This is a genomic window from Streptococcus suis (assembly GCF_002960425.1).
Taxonomy (GTDB): domain Bacteria; phylum Bacillota; class Bacilli; order Lactobacillales; family Streptococcaceae; genus Streptococcus; species Streptococcus suis_S.
The window spans coordinates 49,135-73,292 of record NZ_POIZ01000047.1; the positions used below are offsets into that span (position 1 = coordinate 49,135).

The 24,158-nt window shown below is 41.9% G+C and carries 28 protein-coding genes and 1 riboswitch; of the genes, 4 read left to right on the top strand and 24 right to left on the bottom strand.

The features are described from left to right. Window positions 1–6 precede the first annotated feature (6 nt). The 9 genes from C1G57_RS06115 to gap form a co-directional block, all read right to left on the bottom strand. A complete protein-coding gene (locus C1G57_RS06115; RefSeq protein WP_029998371.1) occupies window positions 7–378 on the bottom strand; it encodes a MerR family transcriptional regulator in 372 nt (123 codons plus the stop codon). Window positions 379–447: 69 nt separating this feature from the next. Next, complete coding sequence (locus C1G57_RS06120; protein ID WP_105114176.1) at window positions 448–969, bottom strand: FUSC family protein; 522 nt, start codon at window positions 967–969, stop codon at window positions 448–450. Between the two features lie 94 nt (window positions 970–1,063). Beyond that, window positions 1,064–2,263, bottom strand: a complete 1,200-nt coding sequence (locus C1G57_RS06125) for a phosphoglycerate kinase (protein WP_002938510.1) — start codon at window positions 2,261–2,263, stop codon at window positions 1,064–1,066. A 174-nt stretch (window positions 2,264–2,437) separates the two neighbouring features. Continuing rightward, window positions 2,438–2,575, bottom strand: a complete 138-nt coding sequence (locus C1G57_RS11100) for a hypothetical protein (RefSeq protein WP_161941115.1) — start codon at window positions 2,573–2,575, stop codon at window positions 2,438–2,440. Between the two features lie 11 nt (window positions 2,576–2,586). Continuing rightward, window positions 2,587–3,300, bottom strand: coding sequence for a hypothetical protein (locus tag C1G57_RS06130; protein ID WP_105114177.1), 714 nt, complete (start codon window positions 3,298–3,300; stop codon window positions 2,587–2,589). Window positions 3,301–3,319: 19 nt separating this feature from the next. Next, window positions 3,320–3,670 carry a hypothetical protein gene (locus tag C1G57_RS06135; protein ID WP_105114178.1) on the bottom strand — a complete coding sequence of 117 codons (351 nt, stop codon included), beginning with the start codon at window positions 3,668–3,670 and terminating at the stop codon, window positions 3,320–3,322. Between the two features lie 2 nt (window positions 3,671–3,672). Beyond that, a complete protein-coding gene (locus C1G57_RS06140) occupies window positions 3,673–4,260 on the bottom strand; it encodes a hypothetical protein (protein WP_105114179.1) in 588 nt (195 codons plus the stop codon). 7 nt (window positions 4,261–4,267) lie between these two features. Further along, the gene (locus C1G57_RS06145; RefSeq protein ID WP_105114180.1) at window positions 4,268–5,389 is read right to left on the bottom strand and encodes a hypothetical protein; all 1,122 of its coding nucleotides are present in this window, start codon (window positions 5,387–5,389) and stop codon (window positions 4,268–4,270) included. A 153-nt stretch (window positions 5,390–5,542) separates the two neighbouring features. Then, window positions 5,543–6,553 (bottom strand): type I glyceraldehyde-3-phosphate dehydrogenase, encoded by a 1,011-nt coding sequence (gap, locus tag C1G57_RS06150; protein ID WP_029176999.1) that lies wholly within the window; start codon window positions 6,551–6,553, stop codon window positions 5,543–5,545. Between the two features lie 271 nt (window positions 6,554–6,824). Between gap and C1G57_RS06155 the strand changes: the two genes are divergently transcribed. After that, a complete protein-coding gene (locus C1G57_RS06155; RefSeq protein ID WP_105114181.1) occupies window positions 6,825–7,988 on the top strand; it encodes a glycerophosphodiester phosphodiesterase family protein in 1,164 nt (387 codons plus the stop codon). 111 nt (window positions 7,989–8,099) lie between these two features. Continuing rightward, window positions 8,100–8,222, top strand: coding sequence for a hypothetical protein (locus tag C1G57_RS11485; RefSeq protein ID WP_269088200.1), 123 nt, complete (start codon window positions 8,100–8,102; stop codon window positions 8,220–8,222). On the opposite strand, the gene fusA is transcribed toward C1G57_RS11485, so the two are convergent. The 6 genes from fusA to C1G57_RS06195 all read right to left on the bottom strand — a co-directional run bounded on the left by fusA (window position 8,219) and on the right by C1G57_RS06195 (window position 14,789). Further along, on the bottom strand, window positions 8,219–10,300 hold the full coding sequence (fusA, locus tag C1G57_RS06160; protein ID WP_105114182.1) for an elongation factor G: 2,082 nt from the start codon (window positions 10,298–10,300) through the stop codon (window positions 8,219–8,221). The two genes, C1G57_RS11485 and fusA, sit on opposite strands and share 4 nt — an antisense overlap. A gap of 492 nt (window positions 10,301–10,792) precedes the next feature. Continuing rightward, on the bottom strand, window positions 10,793–11,263 hold the full coding sequence (rpsG, locus tag C1G57_RS06165; RefSeq protein ID WP_002940031.1) for a 30S ribosomal protein S7: 471 nt from the start codon (window positions 11,261–11,263) through the stop codon (window positions 10,793–10,795). 16 nt (window positions 11,264–11,279) lie between these two features. After that, window positions 11,280–11,693: a 30S ribosomal protein S12 gene (gene rpsL, locus C1G57_RS06170; protein WP_002940030.1), complete on the bottom strand. Its 414-nt coding sequence runs from the start codon at window positions 11,691–11,693 to the stop codon at window positions 11,280–11,282. A 229-nt stretch (window positions 11,694–11,922) separates the two neighbouring features. Further along, entirely contained in the window at window positions 11,923–13,545 is a 1,623-nt protein-coding gene (gene groL / locus C1G57_RS06180) for a chaperonin GroEL (RefSeq protein WP_105114183.1), read from the bottom strand. 10 nt (window positions 13,546–13,555) lie between these two features. Then, window positions 13,556–13,837, bottom strand: a complete 282-nt coding sequence (gene groES, locus C1G57_RS06185) for a co-chaperone GroES (RefSeq protein ID WP_024377777.1) — start codon at window positions 13,835–13,837, stop codon at window positions 13,556–13,558. 556 nt (window positions 13,838–14,393) lie between these two features. After that, window positions 14,394–14,789 carry a single-stranded DNA-binding protein gene (locus C1G57_RS06195; protein ID WP_105114185.1) on the bottom strand — a complete coding sequence of 132 codons (396 nt, stop codon included), beginning with the start codon at window positions 14,787–14,789 and terminating at the stop codon, window positions 14,394–14,396. A 64-nt stretch (window positions 14,790–14,853) separates the two neighbouring features. Here C1G57_RS06195 and C1G57_RS06200 point away from each other — a divergent pair, with 64 nt between their 5' ends. Continuing rightward, complete coding sequence (locus C1G57_RS06200) at window positions 14,854–15,633, top strand: DUF2785 domain-containing protein (protein ID WP_105114186.1); 780 nt, start codon at window positions 14,854–14,856, stop codon at window positions 15,631–15,633. A 31-nt stretch (window positions 15,634–15,664) separates the two neighbouring features. Here C1G57_RS06200 and ytpR read toward each other — a convergent pair whose 3' ends face one another. The 5 genes from ytpR to C1G57_RS11050 all read right to left on the bottom strand — a co-directional run bounded on the left by ytpR (window position 15,665) and on the right by C1G57_RS11050 (window position 18,342). Further along, a complete protein-coding gene (ytpR, locus tag C1G57_RS06205; protein ID WP_105114187.1) occupies window positions 15,665–16,288 on the bottom strand; it encodes a YtpR family tRNA-binding protein in 624 nt (207 codons plus the stop codon). A gap of 18 nt (window positions 16,289–16,306) precedes the next feature. Next, window positions 16,307–17,263 (bottom strand): DUF1002 domain-containing protein, encoded by a 957-nt coding sequence (locus C1G57_RS06210; RefSeq protein WP_105114188.1) that lies wholly within the window; start codon window positions 17,261–17,263, stop codon window positions 16,307–16,309. A 43-nt stretch (window positions 17,264–17,306) separates the two neighbouring features. Further along, window positions 17,307–17,627, bottom strand: coding sequence for a thioredoxin family protein (locus C1G57_RS06215; protein ID WP_105114189.1), 321 nt, complete (start codon window positions 17,625–17,627; stop codon window positions 17,307–17,309). Next, the gene (locus C1G57_RS06220; protein WP_105114190.1) at window positions 17,624–17,908 is read right to left on the bottom strand and encodes a DUF4651 domain-containing protein; all 285 of its coding nucleotides are present in this window, start codon (window positions 17,906–17,908) and stop codon (window positions 17,624–17,626) included. The genes C1G57_RS06215 and C1G57_RS06220 overlap by 4 nt, the downstream gene beginning before the upstream one ends. Window positions 17,909–18,219: 311 nt before the next feature. After that, complete coding sequence (locus C1G57_RS11050) at window positions 18,220–18,342, bottom strand: type I toxin-antitoxin system Fst family toxin (RefSeq protein ID WP_153045611.1); 123 nt, start codon at window positions 18,340–18,342, stop codon at window positions 18,220–18,222. 141 nt (window positions 18,343–18,483) lie between these two features. On the opposite strand from C1G57_RS11050, the gene pepA reads away from it, so the two are divergent. Beyond that, on the top strand, window positions 18,484–19,545 hold the full coding sequence (pepA, locus tag C1G57_RS06230) for a glutamyl aminopeptidase (RefSeq protein ID WP_105114191.1): 1,062 nt from the start codon (window positions 18,484–18,486) through the stop codon (window positions 19,543–19,545). Between the two features lie 42 nt (window positions 19,546–19,587). On the opposite strand, the gene C1G57_RS06235 is transcribed toward pepA, so the two are convergent. The 4 genes from C1G57_RS06235 to C1G57_RS06250 all read right to left on the bottom strand — a co-directional run bounded on the left by C1G57_RS06235 (window position 19,588) and on the right by C1G57_RS06250 (window position 23,959). Further along, a complete protein-coding gene (locus C1G57_RS06235; protein ID WP_105114192.1) occupies window positions 19,588–20,844 on the bottom strand; it encodes a bifunctional folylpolyglutamate synthase/dihydrofolate synthase in 1,257 nt (418 codons plus the stop codon). Between the two features lie 55 nt (window positions 20,845–20,899). After that, window positions 20,900–21,451 carry a folate family ECF transporter S component gene (locus tag C1G57_RS06240; RefSeq protein WP_105114193.1) on the bottom strand — a complete coding sequence of 184 codons (552 nt, stop codon included), beginning with the start codon at window positions 21,449–21,451 and terminating at the stop codon, window positions 20,900–20,902. Between the two features lie 43 nt (window positions 21,452–21,494). Further along, a riboswitch (THF riboswitch) is annotated at window positions 21,495–21,639 on the bottom strand. Window positions 21,640–21,768: 129 nt separating this feature from the next. Next, a complete protein-coding gene (locus C1G57_RS06245) occupies window positions 21,769–22,956 on the bottom strand; it encodes an acetate kinase (RefSeq protein ID WP_105114194.1) in 1,188 nt (395 codons plus the stop codon). A 49-nt stretch (window positions 22,957–23,005) separates the two neighbouring features. Further along, window positions 23,006–23,959, bottom strand: coding sequence for a class I SAM-dependent methyltransferase (locus C1G57_RS06250; protein WP_105114195.1), 954 nt, complete (start codon window positions 23,957–23,959; stop codon window positions 23,006–23,008). Window positions 23,960–24,158: the final 199 nt, after the last annotated feature.

The window sequence follows — 24,158 nt, forward strand, 5'->3', positions numbered from 1 at the left end:
AAGTAATTACGATGAACGGAAAATGGAACTAGGACTTGAAAAGCGTCCTTGACGACTGAATTCATCATGTAAGATACGACGTACATCTTCGTCCGTCAAGGTTTTCTGTTGTTTTTGAACCTTAGCTTTCGCTTCACGATTTGCATATTCCTTCTTAATCGCAGCTATATTCAAACCTTCAGCTAGAAAATCCTTGATTTCAAGAAGTAAGTCCATATCATTTAGAGAATACAAGCGACGATTGCCCTCATTACGATCGGGCTTAATCAAGCCATGATCTTCATAGTAACGAATCTGACGAGCCGTTAGGTCTGTCAATTTCATAACACTGCCAATTGGAAAAATGGCCAAGGAACGACGGAACTCTTTTTCTCTCATAATGAACTCCTTTCTGCAGACTATTATAGGAGAATTTTGACCATGGGTCAAGCGATTATGTTATATCTTCTAACATCTTTTCTTTTGGAAACGTTTTTTTATCAAATTAACATCGTAATTTACCAAAATCGCTATAAAAACACCCACAAAGGTTTCAAAAACACGAACAAAGACATACTGAATGGTATCACCTGCTGGAATTGATAAAGAAATAATCAACAGGGCCGACACCGCACCGATAATGCCAGCCTTATTATTCATAGCTACATTAGTCATAATAGTCAGCATGACAAAGATAGGCACAAAGACCGCAGTTACCCAGAACTGATCAGAAAATAACCTATCTAGTAAAAAGAAAATCAAGGCGTAGAAACCACCTATCGAATTGCCTAAAACACGAGAGGTACCAAAATGGACACTCTGGTCAAAGTCCTCACGCAGGCTAAAGACCGTTGTCAAGGCTGCAATCTGAATACCTTCCCAACCCAGATAACCAAAAAGCAAAATAACCAGAAAAACAGCTAGACCAGATTTAAAGGTCCGCATTCCTAATCGAAATTTTTTGGGATCAAACTTATATTTTTCAAACATATCTCTATTCTAACATGATTTTATGGAAAATGGGGTCATTATCCCAAGAAAGGCAGAAAAGAGTTGGTCACCCAACTCTTTTCGTCGTAAGTTTTTACTTTTCAGTCAATGCCGCAAGACCAGGCAATACTTTACCTTCTAACAACTCCATAGATGCACCACCACCTGTTGAAATCCATGAGAACTTGTCTGCACGGCCAAGGTTGATAGCTGCTGCTGCTGAGTCACCACCACCGATGATTGATTTCACGCCTGGTTGTTTCACGATAGCGTCCATTACACCGATTGTACCAGCTTGGAAGTCTGGGTTTTCAAATACACCCATAGGACCGTTCCAAACAACTGTTTTCGCACCAGTCAAAGCTTCGTCAAACTTAGCAATTGACTTAGGACCGATGTCAAGACCAAGGAAGCCTTCTGAAACTGCTTCGCCTTCTGTGTCGCGAACTTCAGTGTAGCCAGCAAATGCGTTAGCTTCTTTTGAATCAACTGGCAAGATCAATTTACCGTTAGCTTTTTCAAGAAGTGCTTTTGCCACATCAAGCTTGTCTTCTTCTACAAGTGAGTTACCGATTTCGATACCTTGAGCTTTGTAGAATGTGTAAGTCATACCACCACCGATAAGAACTTTGTCAGCTTTTTCAAGAAGGTTTTCGATAACACCGATCTTATCAGATACTTTTGAACCACCAAGGATTGCCACGAATGGACGTTCTGGAGTTTCAACAGCTTCTTGGATGTATGCAATTTCGTTTTCCAAAAGGAAACCAGCTACAGCTTTTTCTACGTTTGCTGAGATACCAACGTTTGATGCGTGTGCACGGTGTGCAGTACCAAATGCGTCGTTAACGAAGATACCATCACCAAGTGAAGCCCAGTATTTACCAAGTTCTTCGTCGTTTTTAGATTCTTTCTTACCATCAACATCTTCGAAACGAGTGTTTTCAACAAGGAGAACTTGTCCATCTTCCAAAGCGTTGATTGCTGCTTCCAATTCAGCACCACGAGTAGCGCCAGCGATGAAAGCAACCTCTTGACCCAATTTAGCTGCCAAGTCAGCCGCTACAGGAGCCAATGATTTACCTTCTTTGTCAGCTTCTTCTTTCACACGACCAAGGTGAGAGAAAAGAATTGCACGTCCACCTTGCTCAAGAATATACTTGATTGTTGGAAGAGCTGCTGTAATACGGTTATCGTTAGTGATAACGCCATCTTTCAAAGGCACGTTGAAGTCCACACGGACAAGAACTTTTTTGCCTTTCAATTCTACATCTTTAACAGTCAATTTTGCCATTAGATAAGAACTCCTTAATTTAAATTTACCCTACCATTGTACCATATTTTCTGTATTTTTTCTCTCATAAAGATAGTTTTTTCACAAATCTACAAAAAGAACGAATGAAAAAAAGAGGCCGAAGCCTCTTTGATTTTCACTAAGGATTATTTAGCGATTTTTGCGAAGTACTCTCTATTCTACGCCTAGCTGTTGAAGAATATATTTTGAATCTATTAAATCAAAATACTTATCCTGAGTAGTAAAATACATCATTATCGCTACTCCCAAAGCCAGAATCAGTAGAGTATAAACCAATTTTATTTTCATCATATCCTATTCTCCTATTCCTTTGTGTAGCCACTAGCCTCATAAACCCTATCTATCGCCCGACCATTTCTGCTTGTATATAATGTAGAATTAATTCCACTACTTTCAATATCCCATATTCCCCACTCATAAATTTCATCACCATTGACATTTTGCAAGAATACTTCAACTTTATTCAAATATACTCTTATCCGTCCGATTTTTCCTGTACGAGATAAGTAATTAACATTACCATCTTCAGAAATTTTGATAAACTTATCATAATCAATACCCCCATGACCATCATACTCATAGAAAGTATTTCCAATTATATAGTTTCTAACAATTTCAGGCGCTTTTGTTTCATATTCTAACATCATATCACGGTCATGACTAACTAAATAAGTCGTACCTGGTGTAAACTGAGCATTGAAATAACCTGTCAGGAATTCCATCGGTTCTAGCTTCAAAGCTTTCTGACGATTTTCTAGACTAGTTAAATCTCCTTTCAAAATGCGAGTTACTTCCTTTGCTTCTATCAGTTCAGAGTTTGAAAGTGAATACGATTCTAACCGAGATAGTTGTGAAAGAGCTTCGCCATAATTCTTGTTTTCAACAGCACCAACAAAAGTAGCAACATCGGCTTTGTATTGTTCCGTTTTCTTCTGTATAGCGAAAATTTGGTAGACAAACCATAATAGAGCCACGATTAGCAAACCCATAATAACTGCATGTATATTTTTCCTCATCGACACACCTATTTTCCTACTATTGCTTTTCAAATACAATCATCTTCCCTGAAAAATCGACCTCTAAATCTCCATTTTCTAATTTTTCATAGGTTCCTGAAATCGATTTGCTATCTGAAAGATCGATATCTATCTCTTGCCCCTGCAAATCTACACTGCCAGTAATGTCACTATCCACAATACCAACACTGGCTTCACCAGTAATAGTTTCACCATCGATTTCAAGGTCGAGCTCGAAACCATAGGCATTGGCAATATAACGTCCATCTACATTATTGATAGTTTCTACAACAACTTCCTCAGCCTTACTGCAAGCAACCAAGAAAAAAGTTCCCAAAACCAATACTGTAGCCGATAAATACTTTTTCATAATTATTTCTCCTTTAAATAAGTTTCTAAACAACGTTTTATATCTTCGAGAATATCTAAGTATAACTCCTTATATCTCATAACATCCTCTTCTTCTAGATCACCTCTATGAATAGAAAGGTAGTGATCCGATAGTTGCAAACAATACTTGCGAAACCTGAGTATCTGTTCTGTCTTATAGTCAGACAGGAGAGCCTCTGATTTTTGAACAAGCAACTCTACCAATTCTTCAACAATATACGGATTGCTTTCAAAAATATCCTGCAAAGGCATTGAACCTGAATAGGTAATAAGTGTCTTGAGCATGTCCAAATAAAGCATATTCTTTTGAGAACGACTTTCCTGCATCCGTAATTGATTTAATTGTTTATCAAATACCTCCGGACCTTCCTCATATAGAATATAATCATTCCATCCCTCAATTAGCTCTAATTTTTCTTCCATCACTTCTATAGAAGAATTAAAACTGTCAATGATTTCCAGAAAAGATACTTCTTTCTCAAAACTTTTTGCTTTTAGATACTGATAAAGACTTCCTACAATGGTCAGACCTCCAATAATCGTGACAATATCTGATGCTATTGATAACATATGTTTCCTAAAACCTCCCATTCTCCTTCAGGAGCCCAAATTCGTCAAAACCAGTATCCTCAGACCAGCCGAAAACATTTATGGTCGTAAAATATCCCTTATTCTCAATACCAAACGAAACATCAAACTCCACTCCGTACTTCTTCTTGATATGAGCCAATTCCTCATCCGTTAATGCTCGACCGTTTTCTTTTATGTAGCTCTCCAACTCTGTATCTGTCGGATCAGTAACTTTATTATTAGCAATCTGCCACAGCCCCTTAGCTGTTTTCCGAATACTCGAGCCATACATTTGTAAAAAGTCGGATAAGGTGACTTCCTCTATCAAGACTTCCTCAATTGCCCATTTCTCAATCGGTTGTTCCCAAATGTCATAAACATCTTTGGATTTTGTGAATTCAGATTTTGGAGTATAACTTGTCTTAAAGGGACCATCTCTAAAACTATGTGCATGATAATGGGAATAGCTAACCAGTTTCTCCTTGTCAAACAGTAAAAAATTAGGAGTAAACACTGCATTTGTTTCATCAATCGTCAGCACATCTTGCGGAACATATTCATTATGGCGGAAAACTGCTTCTCTCCGAAGCTTCTGGAACATAGATTTTAAGAGATCAACTTTACCATCACTATCTATATATAAGCCATTTGATAATATCTCTAGCCCCATCAGCGTATCATCATCTATAGTATCTTTATACCGATAAAATCGAACATAACCATGCTCCTCTACAAGAATACCTATTTCTAATCCAACCGTTTCTTCCTGCTTATAGCGAAGCTCTCCATTCTTATCCAAATATGTTTCAGTAAGTCGCTCCCCCTTACTAATTATTTCATAGGTACCGTCAGGATTAACTCTTACTTGAACTTCATGCCCATTCTCAAGCCCTTTATAAACACCTACTAAATTAGCAATGTTTCTCGGTAGTCGATAGGACTTACCATCTTCTAACACTACTGAACTAGTATCAATCTTTAAGGGAGCATTTTTCACTTCCTCACTGATACGTGGAGTTAACCGATAATTTTCATATTGTGAATAGGCAAATGACAAACAAGCCAATGCTGCAACAAGTAACAAAATAAAACGAACCGACTTGGAATGTAGTTTAAAAAATTTTTTCATAACTTTCTCCGTGTTACTATTAGGTTAAGTATTGACTGGTAAGTCAATACTTGTTATGCATAGTATAACAAGCTTTTCTGTACAAAACATGGTTATATATGTTCTTTGTGTAAAAAAAAAAGAGGCCGAAGCCTCTTTGATTTTCACTAAGGATTATTTAGCGATTTTTGCGAAGTACTCAAGAGTACGAACAAGTTGTGCAGTGTAAGACATTTCGTTGTCGTACCATGAAACAACTTTAACCAATTGCTCACCATCAACGTCAAGAACTTTAGTTTGAGTTGCATCGAACAATGAACCGAATGAGATACCTACGATATCTGAAGAAACGATTTGATCTTCAGTGTAACCGTATGATTCAGTAGCAGCAGCTTTCATAGCAGCGTTTACTTCTTCAGCAGTAACTTTCTTGTTAAGAGTTGCAACCAATTCAGTTACAGAACCTGTTGGAACTGGAACACGTTGTGCAGCACCGTCAAGTTTACCGTTCAATTCTGGGATTACCAAGCCGATAGCTTTAGCAGCACCAGTTGAGTTAGGAACGATGTTCGCAGCAGCAGCACGAGCACGACGAAGGTCACCACCACGGTGTGGTCCGTCAAGAACCATTTGGTCACCAGTGTAACCGTGGATTGTAGTCATCAAACCTTTTTGAACGCCAAATGCATCGTGAAGAGCTTTAGCCATTGGTGCCAAACAGTTTGTAGTACATGAAGCACCTGAGATAACTGTTTCAGTACCATCAAGGATATCGTGGTTAGTGTTGAAAACGATAGTCTTAACATCGTTACCACCAGGAGCAGTGATAACAACTTTCTTAGCACCATTTTCGTGGATGTGTTGCTCAGCAGCAGTTTTTGAAGTGAAGAAACCAGTTGCTTCAAGAACGATTTCTACGCCGTCAGCAGCCCAGTCAATTTTTCCTGGCTCACGCTCAGCAGAAACTTTAACGAATTTACCGTTAACTTCGAAACCACCGTCTTTAACTTCAACAGTACCGTCGAAACGACCTTGAGTTGTGTCGTATTTCAACAAGTGTGCAAGCATTACTGGGTCTGTAAGGTCGTTGATACGAGTAACTTCAACACCTTCTACGTTTTGGATACGACGGAAAGCAAGACGACCGATACGTCCGAAACCGTTAATACCAACTTTAACTACCATGAATGATTTCCTCCTTATGAAAATCGAGTTCTTTATTTTAAAAGGCAAGCCTTTTAATCCTTTTGTGAAAATATTAACTTGTAAGCCTACAAGCATCTTTTCAACGTTTTTATTATATAACTTATTCAATAAAAAAGCAAGAATTTCATATAGTTTCATTGTTAATATTGTCGGAACTGCACGGAATTTCTGAAAACTTACTGATGCAATTGGATAAAACCTATAAAATTTGATACAATCATAAGTAATGTTTTAGAAAGTTATTACTCCTATGCCGACAAAATACTCAAAAATTCGCCAGAAACACTTATCCAAAAGAAAACATCGGTCTAAATTTCAAAAAGCCATCCTCAGCATTCTCACTCCTTTATTCAGTTTAGGATTATGGTATGGATTAAATACAATCAGCATATCTATCCAGCCAGTCATCTCAAATATTTTTCCCAGTCATGTGCAAATGAACTATAGCCTATTTTTCGCTTTTCTTTACAGTAGTTTAATCCTTGCGCTCACACTTACCTTGTGGTTCTGGTGGAAAATACTCTTTAACGAAAAATTTACTTGGTGGAAGCCCTCTTCACTCCTTTTCATCTTCCTTCCAGTTGTGCCGGTCTTCTTATTAGCCCGATATGAAGCTTCCTTTCATACCCCAAAAGCGCCACTCATTATTTCTCATCGCGCTTTAAACGACCACCACGCTATCGAAAATACCGTTGAAGCACTGCAATTAGCAAGTAAGAGCCAGCCAGACTACATCGAAATCGATCTTTGGGAAACTGCTGATTTAGAATTCGTTGCTTTTCATGACCCAACTTTGATTAATTGGGCTGGTGTAGACTATCGTCCCCATGATCTTACTTTGGCAAACTTAACAGAAACCATCATAACAGATGCGGCTGGACATACTGCTCAAATCGCAAGTTTTGACCAAATTCTAACTGAAGCCAGAACACAAAATCAGAAACTCTTAATTGATTTTAAAACTTCTGCACAAGATAGTCCCAAAATGGTAGACAATTTTATGAAGAAATACCAAGCAAGCTTTGAAGAGGAGGGGCATCAGCTTCAGTCTGCTGACTCTCATTTCATAAACGCTATTCTAAAGTATGCTCCAAAATTTGAAACCTACTTATTGATGAGCGCACCTCCGGAAATTGAATTACCTAACCTGACTGGCTATAGTGTTCCCTTAGATCAACTCACTGATGATTTACTTAATTATATTCGCAAATCAGGAAAATCTTTCTACGTATGGACTGTCAATACTCCTGAAGGAGTACAACAAGCAGACACCATAGAAGTAGATGGTATCATCACCGACTACCCAACTCGTACACAAACAGTATTATCCAGCCTTTCACAAGCCAACAAATACACAAAACTGTATCAAGAACAATTACAATATTTTAAAATATTCCCCATCCAAGAACAATGATTTTATATCTAATAGGGATGGGAAAACGTCTACTTGATTATTTGCTTTCCACTTGGTTTGTCCGACTTCCACTTGCACAGTTCAGCCCTAGACTGTTGGAGGTGATTTTTAGTGAACTACAACATCTTCTCAGCCACCAGTTTAACTGGTGGTTTTCATTTTGTTCTTGACGAAAAAGAGATAGAAGGTATGAAAAAAGCCCGCTCTTTCGAGCAGGCTTGGGCAATCAATTAAGCGTTGCCGCCGTTTTTCTTGATGATTTCATCTTGTACAGATTTTGGTACATCTTCGTAGTGGTCAAATACCATCATGAAAGTACCGCGACCTTGTGTTGCTGAACGAAGTACAGTTGCGTAACCGAACATTTCAGCAAGTGGCACATAAGCACGAACGATTTGTGTGTTACCACGAGCTTCCATACCGTCAACGCGACCACGACGTGCAGTAACGTGACCCATAACGTCACCAAGGTTATCTTCTGGTGCAGTGATGGTTACAAGCATCATTGGCTCAAGGATAGTTGGTTGAGCTGATTTAGCAGCTTCTTTAAGGGCAAGAGATGCTGCCACTTTGAAGGCTGTTTCAGATGAGTCGACATCGTGGTATGAACCATCGTAAAGCTTAGCTTTAACGTCAACGATTGGGTAACCAGCAAGAACACCGTTCGCCATAGATTCTACGAGACCTTTTTCAACCGCTGGAATGAATTCACGTGGAACCACACCACCGACGATAGCGTTCTCGAACTCGAAACCTTTACCTTCTTCGTTTGGTGTGAATTCGATCCAAACGTCACCGAATTGACCTTTACCACCAGACTGGCGTTTGAAGAAACCACGAGCTTGTGTAGAAGCGCGGAATGTTTCACGGTATGATACTTGAGGAGCACCTACGTTTGCTTCAACTTTGAATTCACGACGCATACGGTCAACAAGGACATCCAAGTGCAACTCACCCATACCAGAGATAACTGTTTCACCAGTTTCAACGTTTGTTTCAACGCGGAAGGTTGGGTCTTCTTCAGCCAATTTAGAAAGGGCAATACCCATCTTGTCTTGGTCAGCTTTAGACTTAGGCTCAACCATCAATTGAATAACTGGTTCTGGAACGTGGATTGACTCAAGGATTACTTTTGCTTTTTCATCTGTCAATGAGTCACCAGTTGTAGTATCTTTCAAACCAACCGCAGCTGCGATATCACCAGCATATACAGTTTCAATTTCTTGACGGCTGTTTGCGTGCATTTGAAGGATACGTCCGATACGCTCACGTTTACCTTTAGAAGTGTTCATTACGTATGAACCACTGTTAAGTACACCTGAGTAAACACGGAAGAATGTCAAACGACCTACGAATGGGTCAGTCATGATCTTGAAGGCAAGAGCTGCAAATGGCTCTTCATCAGAAGCATGACGCTCTTCTTCAGCATCTGTATCTGGGTTGATACCTTTGATAGCAGGGATATCAACTGGGCTTGGAAGGTAGTCAATAACCGCATCAAGCATCAATTGAACACCTTTGTTCTTGAAGGCTGAACCACACAATACTGGGAAGAATTCAACGTTGATAGTCGCTTTACGGATACCAGCTTTCAATTCTTCGTTAGTGATTTCTTCACCTTCAAGGTATTTCATCATCAATTCTTCATCAGTTTCAGCAACTGCTTCAACCAATTTTTCACGGTATTCTTGAGCTTGCTCAAGGTATTCAGCTGGGATATCTTCTTCAAGAATATCTGTACCAAGGTCGTTAGTATAGATTTCAGCTTTCATCTTGATCAAGTCGATGATACCACGGAACTCATCTTCAGAACCGATTGGCAATTGAATTGGGTGTGCATTTGCTTGAAGACGATCGTGAAGTGTGCTTACTGAGTAAAGGAAGTCCGCACCGATTTTATCCATTTTGTTAGCAAATACGATACGTGGAACTCCGTATTCAGTTGCTTGACGCCATACTGTTTCAGTTTGTGGCTCAACACCTGATTGTGAGTCAAGAACGGTAACCGCACCATCAAGAACGCGAAGTGAACGTTGTACTTCGATTGTGAAGTCCACGTGTCCTGGTGTGTCGATGATGTTTACACGGTGGTTATTCCATTGAGCTGTTGTCGCAGCAGATGTGATTGTGATACCACGCTCTTGCTCTTGCTCCATCCAGTCCATTTGTGATGCACCTTCGTGAGTTTCACCGATTTTGTGGATTTTACCAGTGTAGTAAAGAATACGCTCAGTTGTCGTCGTTTTACCCGCGTCAACGTGCGCCATGATACCGATATTACGAGTTTTTTCTAATGAAAATTCGCGTGCCATGAGGTTTGTTCTCCTATATTTTTAGATTTCTATTCTGATTATACCATATTTTAAGAAAAGCGAGTGGGCAAGTCCCACCCGCTTGATTTCTTACTAATGGTGTGAAGTGGACGAGGTCATCCTCAATCCGGTTTGTGATGATTGAACGAGAAGTTTGTACCATAATCTCAATTGATTTATGTAGAACTGACTTGACGTCCTCACATCCTAATTGAACTCGGGCTACAACTCGCTGACAAAAAGATGAACCTCATTGATTGCACAGCAATCTGCTTCGCTTCCCTATTTTGTCTAGGAGTTGCTTGACGCCCTCGTATCTTAATCTTAGTTGAATTTTAGCTACAAATGTCTGCTAAAAAGAGACGCAATTGTTTTGGCTTTAGCCAATTACAAGTGTGGCTACCTTTAGGTGTAAAACCTCCTAGAAACCGAAGTTTCTTCGTCGATTTTCCTATTTTGGCTAGCATTTGTTTAACGCTAAAACATCCTATCTTACCAGCGGAAGTGTGCGAATGCGCGGTTTGCTTCTGCCATTTTGTGGGTGTCTTCACGTTTCTTAACAGCTGCACCAGTGTTGTTTGCTGCATCCATGATTTCTTTCGCAAGGCGATCGATCATAGTGTGCTCACCACGGTTACGAGCGATTGTTACCAACCAACGAAGACCAAGTGTTGTACGACGCTCTGGACGAACTTCAACTGGAACTTGGTAGTTAGAACCACCAACACGGCGTGCACGTACTTCAAGTACAGGCATGATGTTTTCCATTGCTGTTTCAAATACTTCAAGTGCATCGTTACCAGTTGCTTCTTTGATTTGATCAAAGGCACCGTAAACGATTGATGCAGCAGTACCACGTTTACCGTCCAACATAACACGGTTGATCAAACGAGTTACCAATTTTGAGTTATACAATGGATCTGGCAATACTTCGCGCTTAGGCGCTTGATTTTTACGACTCATTTATATTTCCCCCTTCTTAGCCTTTTGGACGTTTAGTACCGTATTTAGAACGGCCTTGCTTACGATCGTTTACACCAGCAGTATCTAGTGCACCACGAACGATATGGTAACGTACCCCTGGAAGGTCTTTTACACGTCCACCACGAAGAAGAACCACACTGTGTTCTTGCAAGTTGTGACCGATACCTGGGATGTAAGCAGTAACTTCGATAAGGTTGCTCAAACGTACACGAGCAAATTTACGAAGGGCTGAGTTAGGTTTTTTAGGTGTCATTGTTCCGACACGAGTTGCAACACCGCGTTTTTGTGGTGATGAAACATTTGTTTGAACTTTTTTACGGCTGTTGTAACCAACGTTCAAAGCTGGTGATTTAGATTTTTCTACTTTAGACTTACGTGGTTTACGTACCAACTGGTTAATTGTAGGCATCTACATTCTCCTGTATATATTTTTTATTTTTGGTGATAGGGCATTGGTGACAACCCCTATCTGTGTGTACTTTTGCAACATTTGTCAGCACGTCCCTGTACACTCTTGAGAGACCAAAAGTAAAAAGTACCGTCTAATATAGTACCACATCCCAAACCTATTGTCAAATAGATGTGATTGAAATTTTCAAGAAAAACACAGCCTTTCGACTGTGTTTCTTTTCATCTAATTAGTAACCCATTCCCATTCCATCCATACCTTGTGGCATAGCTGGAGCGGCTGGTTCTGGTTTGTTAGCAACAACTGCTTCTGTCGTCAAAATCAAGCTGGCTACAGAAGCTGCATTTTGAAGGGCTGAACGTGTTACTTTAACAGGATCAATGATACCTGCATCCATCATGTTGACCCATTCGCCTGTCGCTGCGTTAAAGCCAATGCCCAGTTCTGAATTCTTCAGTTTATCAATGATAACTGAACCTTCATAACCTGCGTTATAAGCAATCTGACGAACTGGTTCTTCCAAGGCACGAAGGACAATATTGCGCCCTGTCTCATCGTCGCCTTTCAACTGTAATTTCGCTACGCTATCGATAACATTGACAAGAGCTGTACCACCACCGGCTACGATTCCTTCTTCAACTGCGGCACGAGTTGCGTTGAGGGCATCTTCGATACGGAGTTTCATTTCTTTCAACTCAGTTTCCGTTGCGGCACCTACTTTAATCACTGCGACACCGCCAGACAATTTTGCCAAACGCTCTTGCAATTTTTCACGGTCAAATTCTGAAGTTGTTCCCTCAATTTGTGACTTGATTACGGCGACACGGTTGGCAATGGCTTCTGGATTGCCAGCACCTTCAACAATAGTTGTACCATCCTTGTCAACCACAACCTTGGCAGCTTGACCAAGGGCTTCAATAGTCGCATCTTTCAAGTCCAAACCAAGGTCTTCAGTAATAACTGTACCACCTGTCAAGATTGCGATGTCTTCCAACATAGCTTTACGACGGTCGCCAAAGCCTGGCGCCTTAACAGCAACAACGTTGAAAGTACCACGAATCTTGTTGAGAACAAGGGTAGGAAGTGCTTCACCATCCACATCGTCAGCAATAATCAAGAGAGGACGACTAGTCTGAAGAATGCTTTCCAAGAGTGGCAAAATATCTTGGATGTGAGAAATTTTCTTATCTGTAATCAAGATAAATGGATTTTCAAGCTCCGCGACCATCTTCTCATTATCTGTTACCATGTATTGTGACAGATAACCACGGTCGAATTGCATACCTTCAACCACATCCAGCTCAGTTTCCATACCGCGAGATTCTTCGATAGTGATTACGCCGTCTGTTCCCACGCGCTCCATGGCTTCGGAAATGTATTCACCCACTTTTTCAGATCGTGAAGACACCGCTGCTACCTGAGCAATTTCAGCTTTATTGGATACTGGGCTTGCTTGTGCTTTCAAGGCTTCAACCGCAGTCGCAACCGCGGCTTCAATCCCACGACGGATACCAATTGGGTTGGCACCTGCAGTTACGTTTTTCAAGCCTTCGCGAACAATCGCTTGGGTCAACACAGTTGCAGTAGTTGTCCCATCACCAGCGATGTCATTGGTTTTTGACGCTACTTCGGATACCAGCTTGGCACCCATATTTTCAAAGTGATCTTCCAATTCGATTTCTTTGGCAATGGTCACACCGTCGTTGGTAATGAGTGGTGAGCCATAAGCTTTTTCCAAGACAACATTGCGACCTTTTGGACCCAAGGTTACTTTGACTGTGTCCGCCAGAATATCGACACCACGGACCATGCTTTCACGTGCATCTGCTGCAAATTTGATTTCTTTTGCCATTTTTCTACCTCTATTCTACGATTGCCAAAATGTCTGCTTCACGGATGATGTGAACGTTCTGATCACCGTCTTTGACTTCTACACCAGCATGCGCATCAATCAATACTGTATCGCCCACTGCAACCGCTGGGGCAACCAAGTCACCATTCAAGGTGCGAATTCCTTGGCCAACTGCAAGGACACTTGCTTCTTTTGTCTTTTCTTGGCTTGCACCCGCAAGGACAAAGCCACCAACTGTTTGTTCTTTTTCTTCAATTTTTACGACGATACGATCGCCCAATGGTTTCAACATGGTATTACCTCCTGGTCTTTTTAGCACTCTATACCTATGAGTGCTAACTCACATTTCCTATTGTATCACTTGGTCAAAAATAGTCAAGAGAATTCTATTTTAATTTTCCTAAAATCCGTCGCAGGTCTGAGGAAACAAAACCTGTTAATTATAGCAAAACTATGCTATACTATTATTAAAAAGTTAAGGGGTATTCATGAAATTTTTTAGAGAGCTAAAAACAGATTACCTCGAAAGCCGATTTTCCGTTCAAGAAAGTTTTGCTGAATGGTTTTTAAAGCGTAAATTAGGTTTTTGGGGCAAAATCATTTGCGCATATCTACTCTGGCTAGTCTGGTTACTTCTCTTTTCCCACCCTCACTACATCATCTTTTTCTTTTATGGAGTTATCCTGTTTTCTCTGATTATCATACTGGTAGAATGGTGGAAATATAGAAAATAAGTAGCAAAAAACACCAACTTTCGTCGGTGTTTTTTAAGGAGATATGAAAAATATTTAGGATTGACTTTAGTATAGCCTACTTTTCAACATTCTCCATCGGTCTTGGGACCGATATTAAAACGGCAATTCCTCCTCTTCTAGAACCAAGTCAGCTAGGTCATCGCCAGTATTATTTTCTCGCATGGCACGTTGGGCACGGCTTTCTAGTAATTGGAAAGATTGGCCTAGAATCTCTGTCACATAGTGATTGCTGCCATCTTTTTCATATTTACGGGTCCGCAACTCACCGTCAATAGAAACCAGACTGCCCTTGCTACCATAGGAAACAAGTGTTTCCGCCAGTTTGCCCCAGAAAATAACATTGAGAAAATCTGCTTCCCGTTCACCATTTTCCGTCTTAAAACGGCGGTTGACCGCGACGGTCACACGAGTCAGGTTTTTCCCGTTAGGTGTTTGAGTGAGTTCAGGTTGGGCCGTCAAGCGACCGATTAAAATAACTTTATTATACATTTTATATCCTCCTACTTATCTATTCGTAGGAAAAATGATAAAATGATGAAAAAGGAGAAAATAGATGAAAAATATCCTTACCTCAAAGCTCCAATCTACCCAACCTTATACCAATCAGGAACTAGCTTGGTTGCTGAAAAACATCGGTCATCCCGATTCTGATATTCGTGACAAATTGGTCTACGCTACCTTTTGTCATATCTTGCTAAACGGTTTGATTACACGAGAACAAGCACAGGAATTACTTCAACGTTCACAGGACACCAAGCCATTTTCCCTAGAAGCTTCCACACTAAAACGAAGTTTTACTTGCTTGCTTTACTGTCTTTTGCTGTCTGTCGATAATGATTCTGAGTCTATTTATCATGCTTTTTTAAATGACGAGGACCGCGAACTACTTTTTCAACAGGCCTTGGATTATTTAGCGATTGAAAATGACTGGTCTGGCTACGATGAAAAACTCGGTTGGATCCATACCGTTGCCCACGGAGCAGATTTTCTTCTGGCCGCAAGCTGTCATGATCAATTTCCCGCTGAAAAAAGCAAAGAAGTCTGGCAAACTATTGTCACTTGTCTGACCAGACAAAGTAAAGTTTTCTCAGCTGGCGAGGAAATCCGTCTGGCACAAATTCCTGTATATTTACTACTGAATGAAAAAGTAACCAGCCAAGAGCTGACGGAATGGATTAGCAAGCTGGACTTTCCAAATCAAGAACCAGTAGACTACTTCCGGTGGCTCAATCTCCAACATTTTCTGTCTAGTCTTTACTTCCAACTTAGGTCACATCAAGCATCGACCGAAGAAATCGAAAAGGCTATTGAAGGAAAAATTGAACCAGCATAAAAGAATTGGCCACTGACCAATTCTTCTTTTTCTATCCCTTCCAGTGTTTAGCTGGATCAAGTGCTTCTCCGACCACTGCGTTATCGTCCAATTCGATAATGCCACGGACTTGTGGTGCGTTTGGCAGAGCCAATTCACGTGGACTGCACATCATACCAAAGCTATCCTCGCCACGCAACTTCCCTGGGAAAATCAGGCTACCGCTCGGCATCATTGCCCCCGGAAGAGCCACAATGGTTTTCAGACCTTGGGCAGCATTTGGGGCACCGACTACGATTTGAACGGTTTTGTCGCCAACATTGACCTGGCAGATATTGAGGTGGTCGCTGTCTGGATGCGGAACCAATTCCACAATCTGACCGACTACGAATTTCGGACTATTGTCGTTGACCAAGCTTTCAGTAAAACCTTCTTTTGCTAATGCAGCATTCAAGGTCGCAACTTGCTCGTCTGTCATGAAAACCTGACCATTTCCAGCAAGCTCAACCAAACTTGAGGCTTCAAAGATATTCCAAGCGACTGTTTGACCCGTTTCCGCTAAGAAGACACGTGCTACCTTGCCCTTGCGTTCAAATTGAACAGCCTGTCCCTTGTCCTCCGCAACAATCACCATCAGAACATCGCCGACCTGTTCCTTATTATATGTAAAAATCATTTCTTTTTCATTTCTCCTTTATGCAAATAGACCGGTCAAGCCCTTCCATAGATTTTCAAAGAAGGCTCCGATTTTTTCTAAAATCCCTGAATCTTGTAAATTCTTATAGGCTTCTGAAATTTGTTTCTCCGCCTCTTGCTTGAACTGGTTGAGCTGGGCAGCAACTTCAGCCGAATCAATAGCAGAGGTTTCCTGATAAGCTTTGGCAAATGTGACTAGCTTAGAAATTTCATCTGCTGTGATGACATTTTCCAAACCGTTTTGGGCCAAAACATCATTGATGATGGTGTTGATGTCAGCCTCAGAAGCCACCTGACCATTGGATTGCTTGTAATCCGCAAGAGCTGTTTTGATTTCTGCTACTGCCTTATCCAAGGCTGAACTATCAAAATTGGCGTCACCTGTGTGAGCTGTCGCTACTTCATTAACAGTTGTTAATTCTTGCTGGGCTACCTCTGTCCGAGCGGTATCAACTGTTTCACCATTGGCTGTAAGAGCCTTGTAAACACCCGTAAGAGCAGACTCTCCCGTCACCTGAATCGGTGCTGCAACGTCGATCAAGACATCTGTCGCGCCGGCAGTAATGGCCGCATTGGCATACTGCGTTTCAGTAATCAAGGTGATGTTCTGCGGTGTCTTAATATCCACCACTACCCCTTTTCCAGCGTCCTGCTTTTGCACCAAGACAGACGAGTAAAGAGAGGCAGTATCTGTACCAGATGTACCTAAAAACTGATCCATGTCGGCACCGACAACAACCTGACGACTGACATTAGCGATATCCGAAATACCAAATAGATTGTTAACCTCTGTCGCCTGCGCATCTGACAAACCGCCACCGTAGACCAGTGTTGGCTTACCCCATTTTTCATTGATGACATCCGTCTGTATTTCCGCTTGAACTAGCGGAGCCAAACTCAAACTCAAGCCCAGCACCACAGGTGCTAGCAGGATTTTTCCTAATGATTTCTTCATGTTTTTTCCTTTCTTTTGGGAATAGCAGAGCTTCTCTACTAATTTATCTACCCAGTCCAGATAAGAAGTTCATGATTTCTTCCTTGGTCTTGCGATTCTTATCTACAAAACGACCGATTTCCTTCCCATTTTCCAAAACAACCAGACTTGGAATGCCTAAAATAGCCCATTCCTGTGCCAAAGACATAAAGTCATCTCGATCCAGTTGCACAAAACGGAAATCCGGAAAAGCCTCTTCGATAGCTGGCAAATGCGGTTTGATATAGTGGCAATCTCCACACCAAGTCGTCACAAATAGAAAAACAGTTGGCTTGCCATCTTCAATCAAGGCAGCCACTTCTTCAAAATTTGTTGGAAAAATCATCTTTCTTCCTCCCTGTACTGAATAGAACCTTGGGTATTTTCAAATAAAAACACCTGTCCTGCCTCCATCACAACCCCGCCAATAAGCTGGTCACGAGTTGAGGCTGTTTCATCCACATAGACCGTGGCAATCTCTCCTAAATCAGCGAAAAAGTCACGCACCTCCTGCAAGGCCTGTGCTTTTTTACGGTCTTCTTGGATTTTACGGTAAAATTGAGCACTAGCGGTGAGCACACCTGCCCCCAATAAGCCTGCTAGCAAGGCTTTCTTTTTCTTTTTCATGTTGACTATTTTATCATATTTCTCCGGATTTTTCCCAAAAATGCCATTGGACTTGTGACAGCTGAGAAGAACTCTCACTGCTTGACAAAAGACTAAAAAATAGATAGAATGGTCTTACAGTGAGAAGTTCGATAATACATCGGCAATCAAAAAGCCCCCAACGTTCCCAGCGTTGAGGGTTTTCTTTTGGAGCGAGACAGAACAAAGGAGTTCGTTGTCTCGCCCACGCACAGTTGATTAGGTCAGATTTGGAGTGTGAAACACGAACAAATCTACCAATCAACCACTGCGCTGAGATGTTGACACAAACTCTAAGTCATAAATCCCACTCTATTGTCACGATTGTTGAGCCAATACTCAAAGAGTATCAACACAAGACCTGATACAATAGGTGCAACGAACAATGTGAGAAGTTCGAACAACAAGGCAATCACCTCCTCTCTATTTTGAGGGGCATTTCTATCCTAGCAAATTTCAAGCATTCTTGTCAATACTATCCATATTTTTCTATATTTTCAAGACAAGTCTAGCTCTTCGTGATAAAATAGTAGTAATCATGTCATGGAGGAAGAAGAATGACTCTTTTTGAAAAAATTAAAGAAGTTACAGAATTGCAAAGCTTACCGGGATTTGAAGGACAGGTTCGCAACCACATCCGCCAAAAAATCTCGCCACATGTAGACCGCATCGAAACAGATGGACTAGGTGGAATTTTTGGCATCAAGGATACGGCTGTTGAAAATGCTCCTCGTATCCTAGTGGCCGCCCACATGGATGAAGTCGGCTTTATGATTAGCCAAATCAAGCCTGACGGTACTTTCCGTGTTGTTGAGTTAGGTGGCTGGAATCCTCTGGTTGTTTCTAGCCAAGCCTTCACTCTTCAGTTGCAGGACGGTCGTACCATTCCAGCCATCTCAGGCTCAGTACCACCTCACCTTTCACGGGGGGCTAACGCTCCTGGCATGCCTGCCATTGCTGATATTATTTTCGATGCTGGTTTTGCAAATTATGACGAGGCTTGGGCGTTCGGCGTTCGTCCGGGGGATATCCTCGTTCCCAAAAATGAAACTATCCTTACTGCCAACGGAAAAAATGTTATTTCTAAGGCTTGGGACAACCGCTTCGGTGTTCTTATGGTGACTGAATTGCTGGAAAGCCTATCCGGTCAAGCATTACCAAATCAGTTGATTGCTGGGGCCAATGTGCAAGAAGAGGTTGGTCTTCGTGGTGCTCATGCCTCTACAACCAAGTTCAATCCAGACATTTTCCTTGCTGTTGATTGCTCACCAGCTGGAGATATTTATGGCGACCAAGGAAAAATTGGTGACGGAACCCTGCTACGTTTTTACGACCCAGGTCATATCATGTTAAAAAACATGAAAGACTTCCTCCTCTCAACTGCCGAAGAAGCAGGTGTCAAATTCCAATACTACTGTGGTAAAGGTGGAACAGATGCTGGTGCAGCCCACTTGAAAAATCATGGTGTTCCATCAACAACTATCGGTGTCTGCGCTCGCTACATCCATTCACATCAAACTCTCTACAGCATGGATGACTTCTTGGAAGCTCAAGCCTTCTTGCAAGCCATCGTGAAAAAATTAGACCGCTCAACAGTGGACTTGATTAAGAATTACTAAAAGAAAAGGCTTGGCTAGGTATAATCCCAGCAAGGCCTTTTTCTATATAAGTTCTTCTAAAATATACTTTCTCACATGGGTAATGAAATAAAGCGAGCCTGTAATCAGGTAGAGTTTTTGGGGATTGTCCAAGTCCGCCTGCTCCAACCACTCCTGATAGGTCTGAACTCGTTCATAGCCTGACGGATAATCTTCTAACTGTACCGCTCTAAAATCGTCAAAGGTTGTCACGCTAACAGGTCCAAATTGGCTAAGCTGGGACAACATCTGGTCCACAGGCTTGGTATTGATGGCTGCAAAGAGGATTTCAATATCTCTGTCAGCATACTTTTCTTCCAAGAGCTGGGCCAGGACGGCGATGCTTTCATTATTGTGGGCACCGTCAATCATGAGGTTGGGCCTTATCAACTCTAAACGGCCTGGCCAGATGGCTTGGGACAAGCCCTGGCTGATGGTTTCATTGGTAATTGTTGGAAAATGAGGGCTGATGAGCTGGGCAGTTGTCACTGCCAAGGCTGCGTTGACCTCTTGGTGACGACCCTGCATCTGTAGTCTCAAATCCTCAATTCGGTCGAAGGGGCTTGAAACTGCAAAGCCTGCTCTGCTATTTTCCAAAAGAATCTCCCGCCCCACCGCATAGGTCGGACTCTGAAGCTGACGAGCCTGCTCCTCAAAAACTGCCTCCACTTCTTGCAAATCGGTCGCATAGACGAGCGGAACCCCCTCACGCAAGACGGCAACCTTGTGACGGGCGATGGCTGCGTAGGTCTCTCCCAAAAAAATCTGATGGTCCAAGCCAATGGAGGGACAAACTACCGCTAGAGGATTAAGGACATTAGTCGCATCCTGCAAACCGCCCATGCCTGCCTCCACCAAGAGAATGTCGGGGCGTTGGTAGTGGGCAAAATAGACAAACATGGCCACCACTACAATCTCAAACTCCGAGATGGCATCCAGTCCAGCCGTCTGGTCCAAGTCCTCAATCAAGGGTTGCAAGTCTGTCACAATCCTCGCAAAATCCTCCTCCGAAATCATCTCTTGCTCAAAGACAATCTGCTCTCGAAAATCAATGATAGACGGTGAGGTAAAGCGGCCGACGGTGTAATCCGAAGACCGTAAAATAGACTGTAGGGCATTGAGGGTTGAGCCCTTGCCATTTGTACCAACAAAGTGAACGGTCGGCACTTGAAACTGGGGATTACCCAAGCGTTCCAAAAGCCAATTGACACGTTCAACACCGTTTTCTAAATCTGATGCAGGGCGATTCGATAGCCACTGCCTAATTTCTTGATAATCCATGATTCCCTCTCTACAAAAGCAGCAACAGGGGGATGACCTGTTGCTTGATAGTTTCTTATTTAAGGCCCATTAACCTAGCCAATTCAGGTATTTTTTGTAAACTTGGCAAGACAAGCATGGTCACGACAATGCGTAATGGAATTTCAAAAATAGCTTTTATGAAACGACTGCTATACAGGGCGATCCACGGTGTTCCAAAATGGAAATGGAGGGCAATCGGTGTCATGATAAAGGAAATCACAACCTGAATCAAGACAACACCCCCTGCAACATAGAGCCAATCAGCCTTGTTCTTGGTGTCTAGCGGTTTTCGATAGAAGAACCAGCCGTAGATAAATGCCGACACCGCCTCAATCAAAATCCAAGTAAAGAGGACCGTTTGCCCGCTAAACAAGACAAATACTGGGTCTGAAATCGCCGCAAATACAGCTGCCCAAACCGGACCAGCAATCGCTCCCAAAATAGCATTTGGGATAAAGGTAAACTGGACCTGCAAGGTATCTGAAAGACGAATAGAGAAATAGTTCTCCACAATCATGACCAAGGCAAGGGTCACAGCAATAGCAGCCAACAGCTGCACCGTTAGTTTTGGAATTTTCTTTTCCATAAAAATACTCCTTTTTCAAAAAATGGAGCTGTCGTATGTATTCGACAGCGGATGCAATGGTTTACCGCGCTACTCTCAGCCAGGACCAATGTTCCGACTAAAACAGACATCAACCCCAACCAAAAGCTAGCTTCGTTATGTGGCAACATCCCATCCACATACACTTAACGCAAACCATCTACTCTGTGCAAATTTCTTTGCTAGTCTATTGTACCATAATTTATCTAGGCTGACCAATCGCTTCTAACTATAACAGGATATGTGAAAAAACTATACGACAAAAGGCCAGTAACTAGTACCGACCTCTCTACATTTTCTTATTTCAAACGCTCTACGTCGCGAGCAATCACCAATTCTTCATCTGTTGGGACAACTAAGACTTTAACACGTGATTCTGGAGTTGAGATATCTCCTTCTGCACCGCGGACGTTCTTCGCTGGATCCAATTCCATACCGAACCAAGTCAAGCCATTTACAACAGCTTCGCGAACAAGCGTAGAGTTCTCACCGATACCTGCTGTAAAGACAAGGGCATCTGCACCATTCAAGACAGCGAAGTATTGACCAATGAATTTTTGTAGACGGTTGACAAGCATATTGAAAGCAAGGGTACATTTTTCATCACCTGCAGCCACTCCAGCTTCAATATCACGCATATCGCTTGATTTCTCGGCAATACCAAGAATACCAGATTGCTTGTTCAAGACATTGATCACATCTGCCGCGTCTTTTAATTCCTCTACATTTTCAATCAAGTAAGGGATAATCGCCGGGTCAATATCACCTGAACGGGTACCCATCATAGGACCTGCAAGTGGTGTGAAGCCCATTGATGTATCAACAGATTTACCACCGTCAATCGCTGAAATCGAAATACCATTTCCGATGTGGGCAGTAATCACTTTAGTTTCTTCCAGTGGTTTGCCTAGCAATTTGGCTGCTTCACGTGAAACATAGAAGTGAGAAGTCCCGTGAGCTCCGTACTTACGAACTTGGTTCTCTTCATAGTATTTGTTTGCGATTGGGTAACGGTAAGCTACCTCTGGCATTGTCGAATGGAAGGCCGTATCAAAGACAGCCACACTTGTCACTTCAGGCAAGATATCCTTGAAGGCACGAATACCAGCAGCATTGGCAGGGTTATGAAGTGGAGCAAGACTAGATAGGTCTTCAATTTGTTGCAATACTTCATCTGTAATAACAACTGAATCATTGAAAATTTCACCACCAGCTACCACACGATGACCAACACCTGTGATTTCTGAGAAATCGGCAATAATATTGTGTTTGAGCAAGTCTTCCAACAAAATTTTTACTGCTTGCACATGATCCGCAATATCCAAAACCTGTTCAGCTTTCTGATCACCAAATTTTACTGTGACAATTGAATCTTTCAAACCGATACGCTCAACAATACCCTTTGCCAAGACAGTTTCTTCTGGCATTTGATAGAGTTGCCATTTTAAACTTGAGCTACCAGCGTTAATTGCAATTGTTTTTGACATAATATTCCCCTTTAAAAGCGTTTTCCTTATTAGTATAACAGATTTTCACCTAAATTGCATTCTCTTGCTTCCAATTTTTGAAATTGACCATGAACTTCTGAATGGCTTCTGGTTCTTGCAAACTCTGCAAGGGATAGACAAAGGGTGCTAGTGGTCTAGCGGCTTTCTTCTGCAAGACAAAAATAGACTTGGCCATAGCAGCCTTTCCAAAGAGACTTGGGGGCAGGGCAATCATGGCAACGATATTGGCCTCTTCCTGTAGCCAGCCTTTCAACAAATCACTTTGTGGACTAGTCAATAAATCATTTGGAGCCAGCAAAATCGCAAAGCCATCTTTTTCCAGATACTTAAGGGACTGTTCCATGAGCAAATGATGGGCGTAGGTATGCTCTTTCTGGCTAGCGACCTGATAGCGACTAGCAATCTGATCATCTGGATAGTAGCCAATCGGTAAATCCGCGATAATAACCTTGCTTTCCTTCAAAATCTGCGGACGTACCGCATCTCCCTGGGCAAAAGAAATATCTGCCTGCATGACATCTGCCATACTGGCTGACAGATCAATCAAGAGGTCATCCACTTCGATTCCTAAGTAATCCAAGTCTTTCTGGCTGGCATTGAGAATGGTCTGAGCCAGGTTACCTGTTCCCGAACCGATTTCCAAGACTGTTACTTTTGGAGTAGCTACTAGTTGGTCCACCAGGAAAGAGAGAATAAAGCCGATAGAGTCTGGTGTAAACTGGTGATTGTACTGCATAGGTTCTGTCTGATTGGCCTTGATGAGTAGGAATTGGAAGGCACGACGCCATTCTTCCTTGGTTAAGTTCAAGTTTTTTAAGGCCTGGTTGTTGCGGACAATCAAGTCTGTTTCATGCTGACCAGCTAGATAAGCCGCATTTTGCTCAATCATGGCATCATAGATATTGGTGCCCAGCTGGTTTTGGATAGTCTGTACGTTTTCTAATAGCAGGTCGTAAGCCTGTTCGATCTTTTCAAAATTCATACTCCTATCTTATCAAAAATTCACCAACTTTGCACCAAAAAGGGAACGGCTACTCGATTACTCTCTCTTAATCACAACAAAAAAAGGGCTCTATAATTTCTGTAGTGGGTAAATCCACTGTAGAGATTATGGAGCCTTTTTGAGTATAGAAAAAAGTCCCATATGCCCTATAATGAAAAGCGACGAAACTCACATTAGA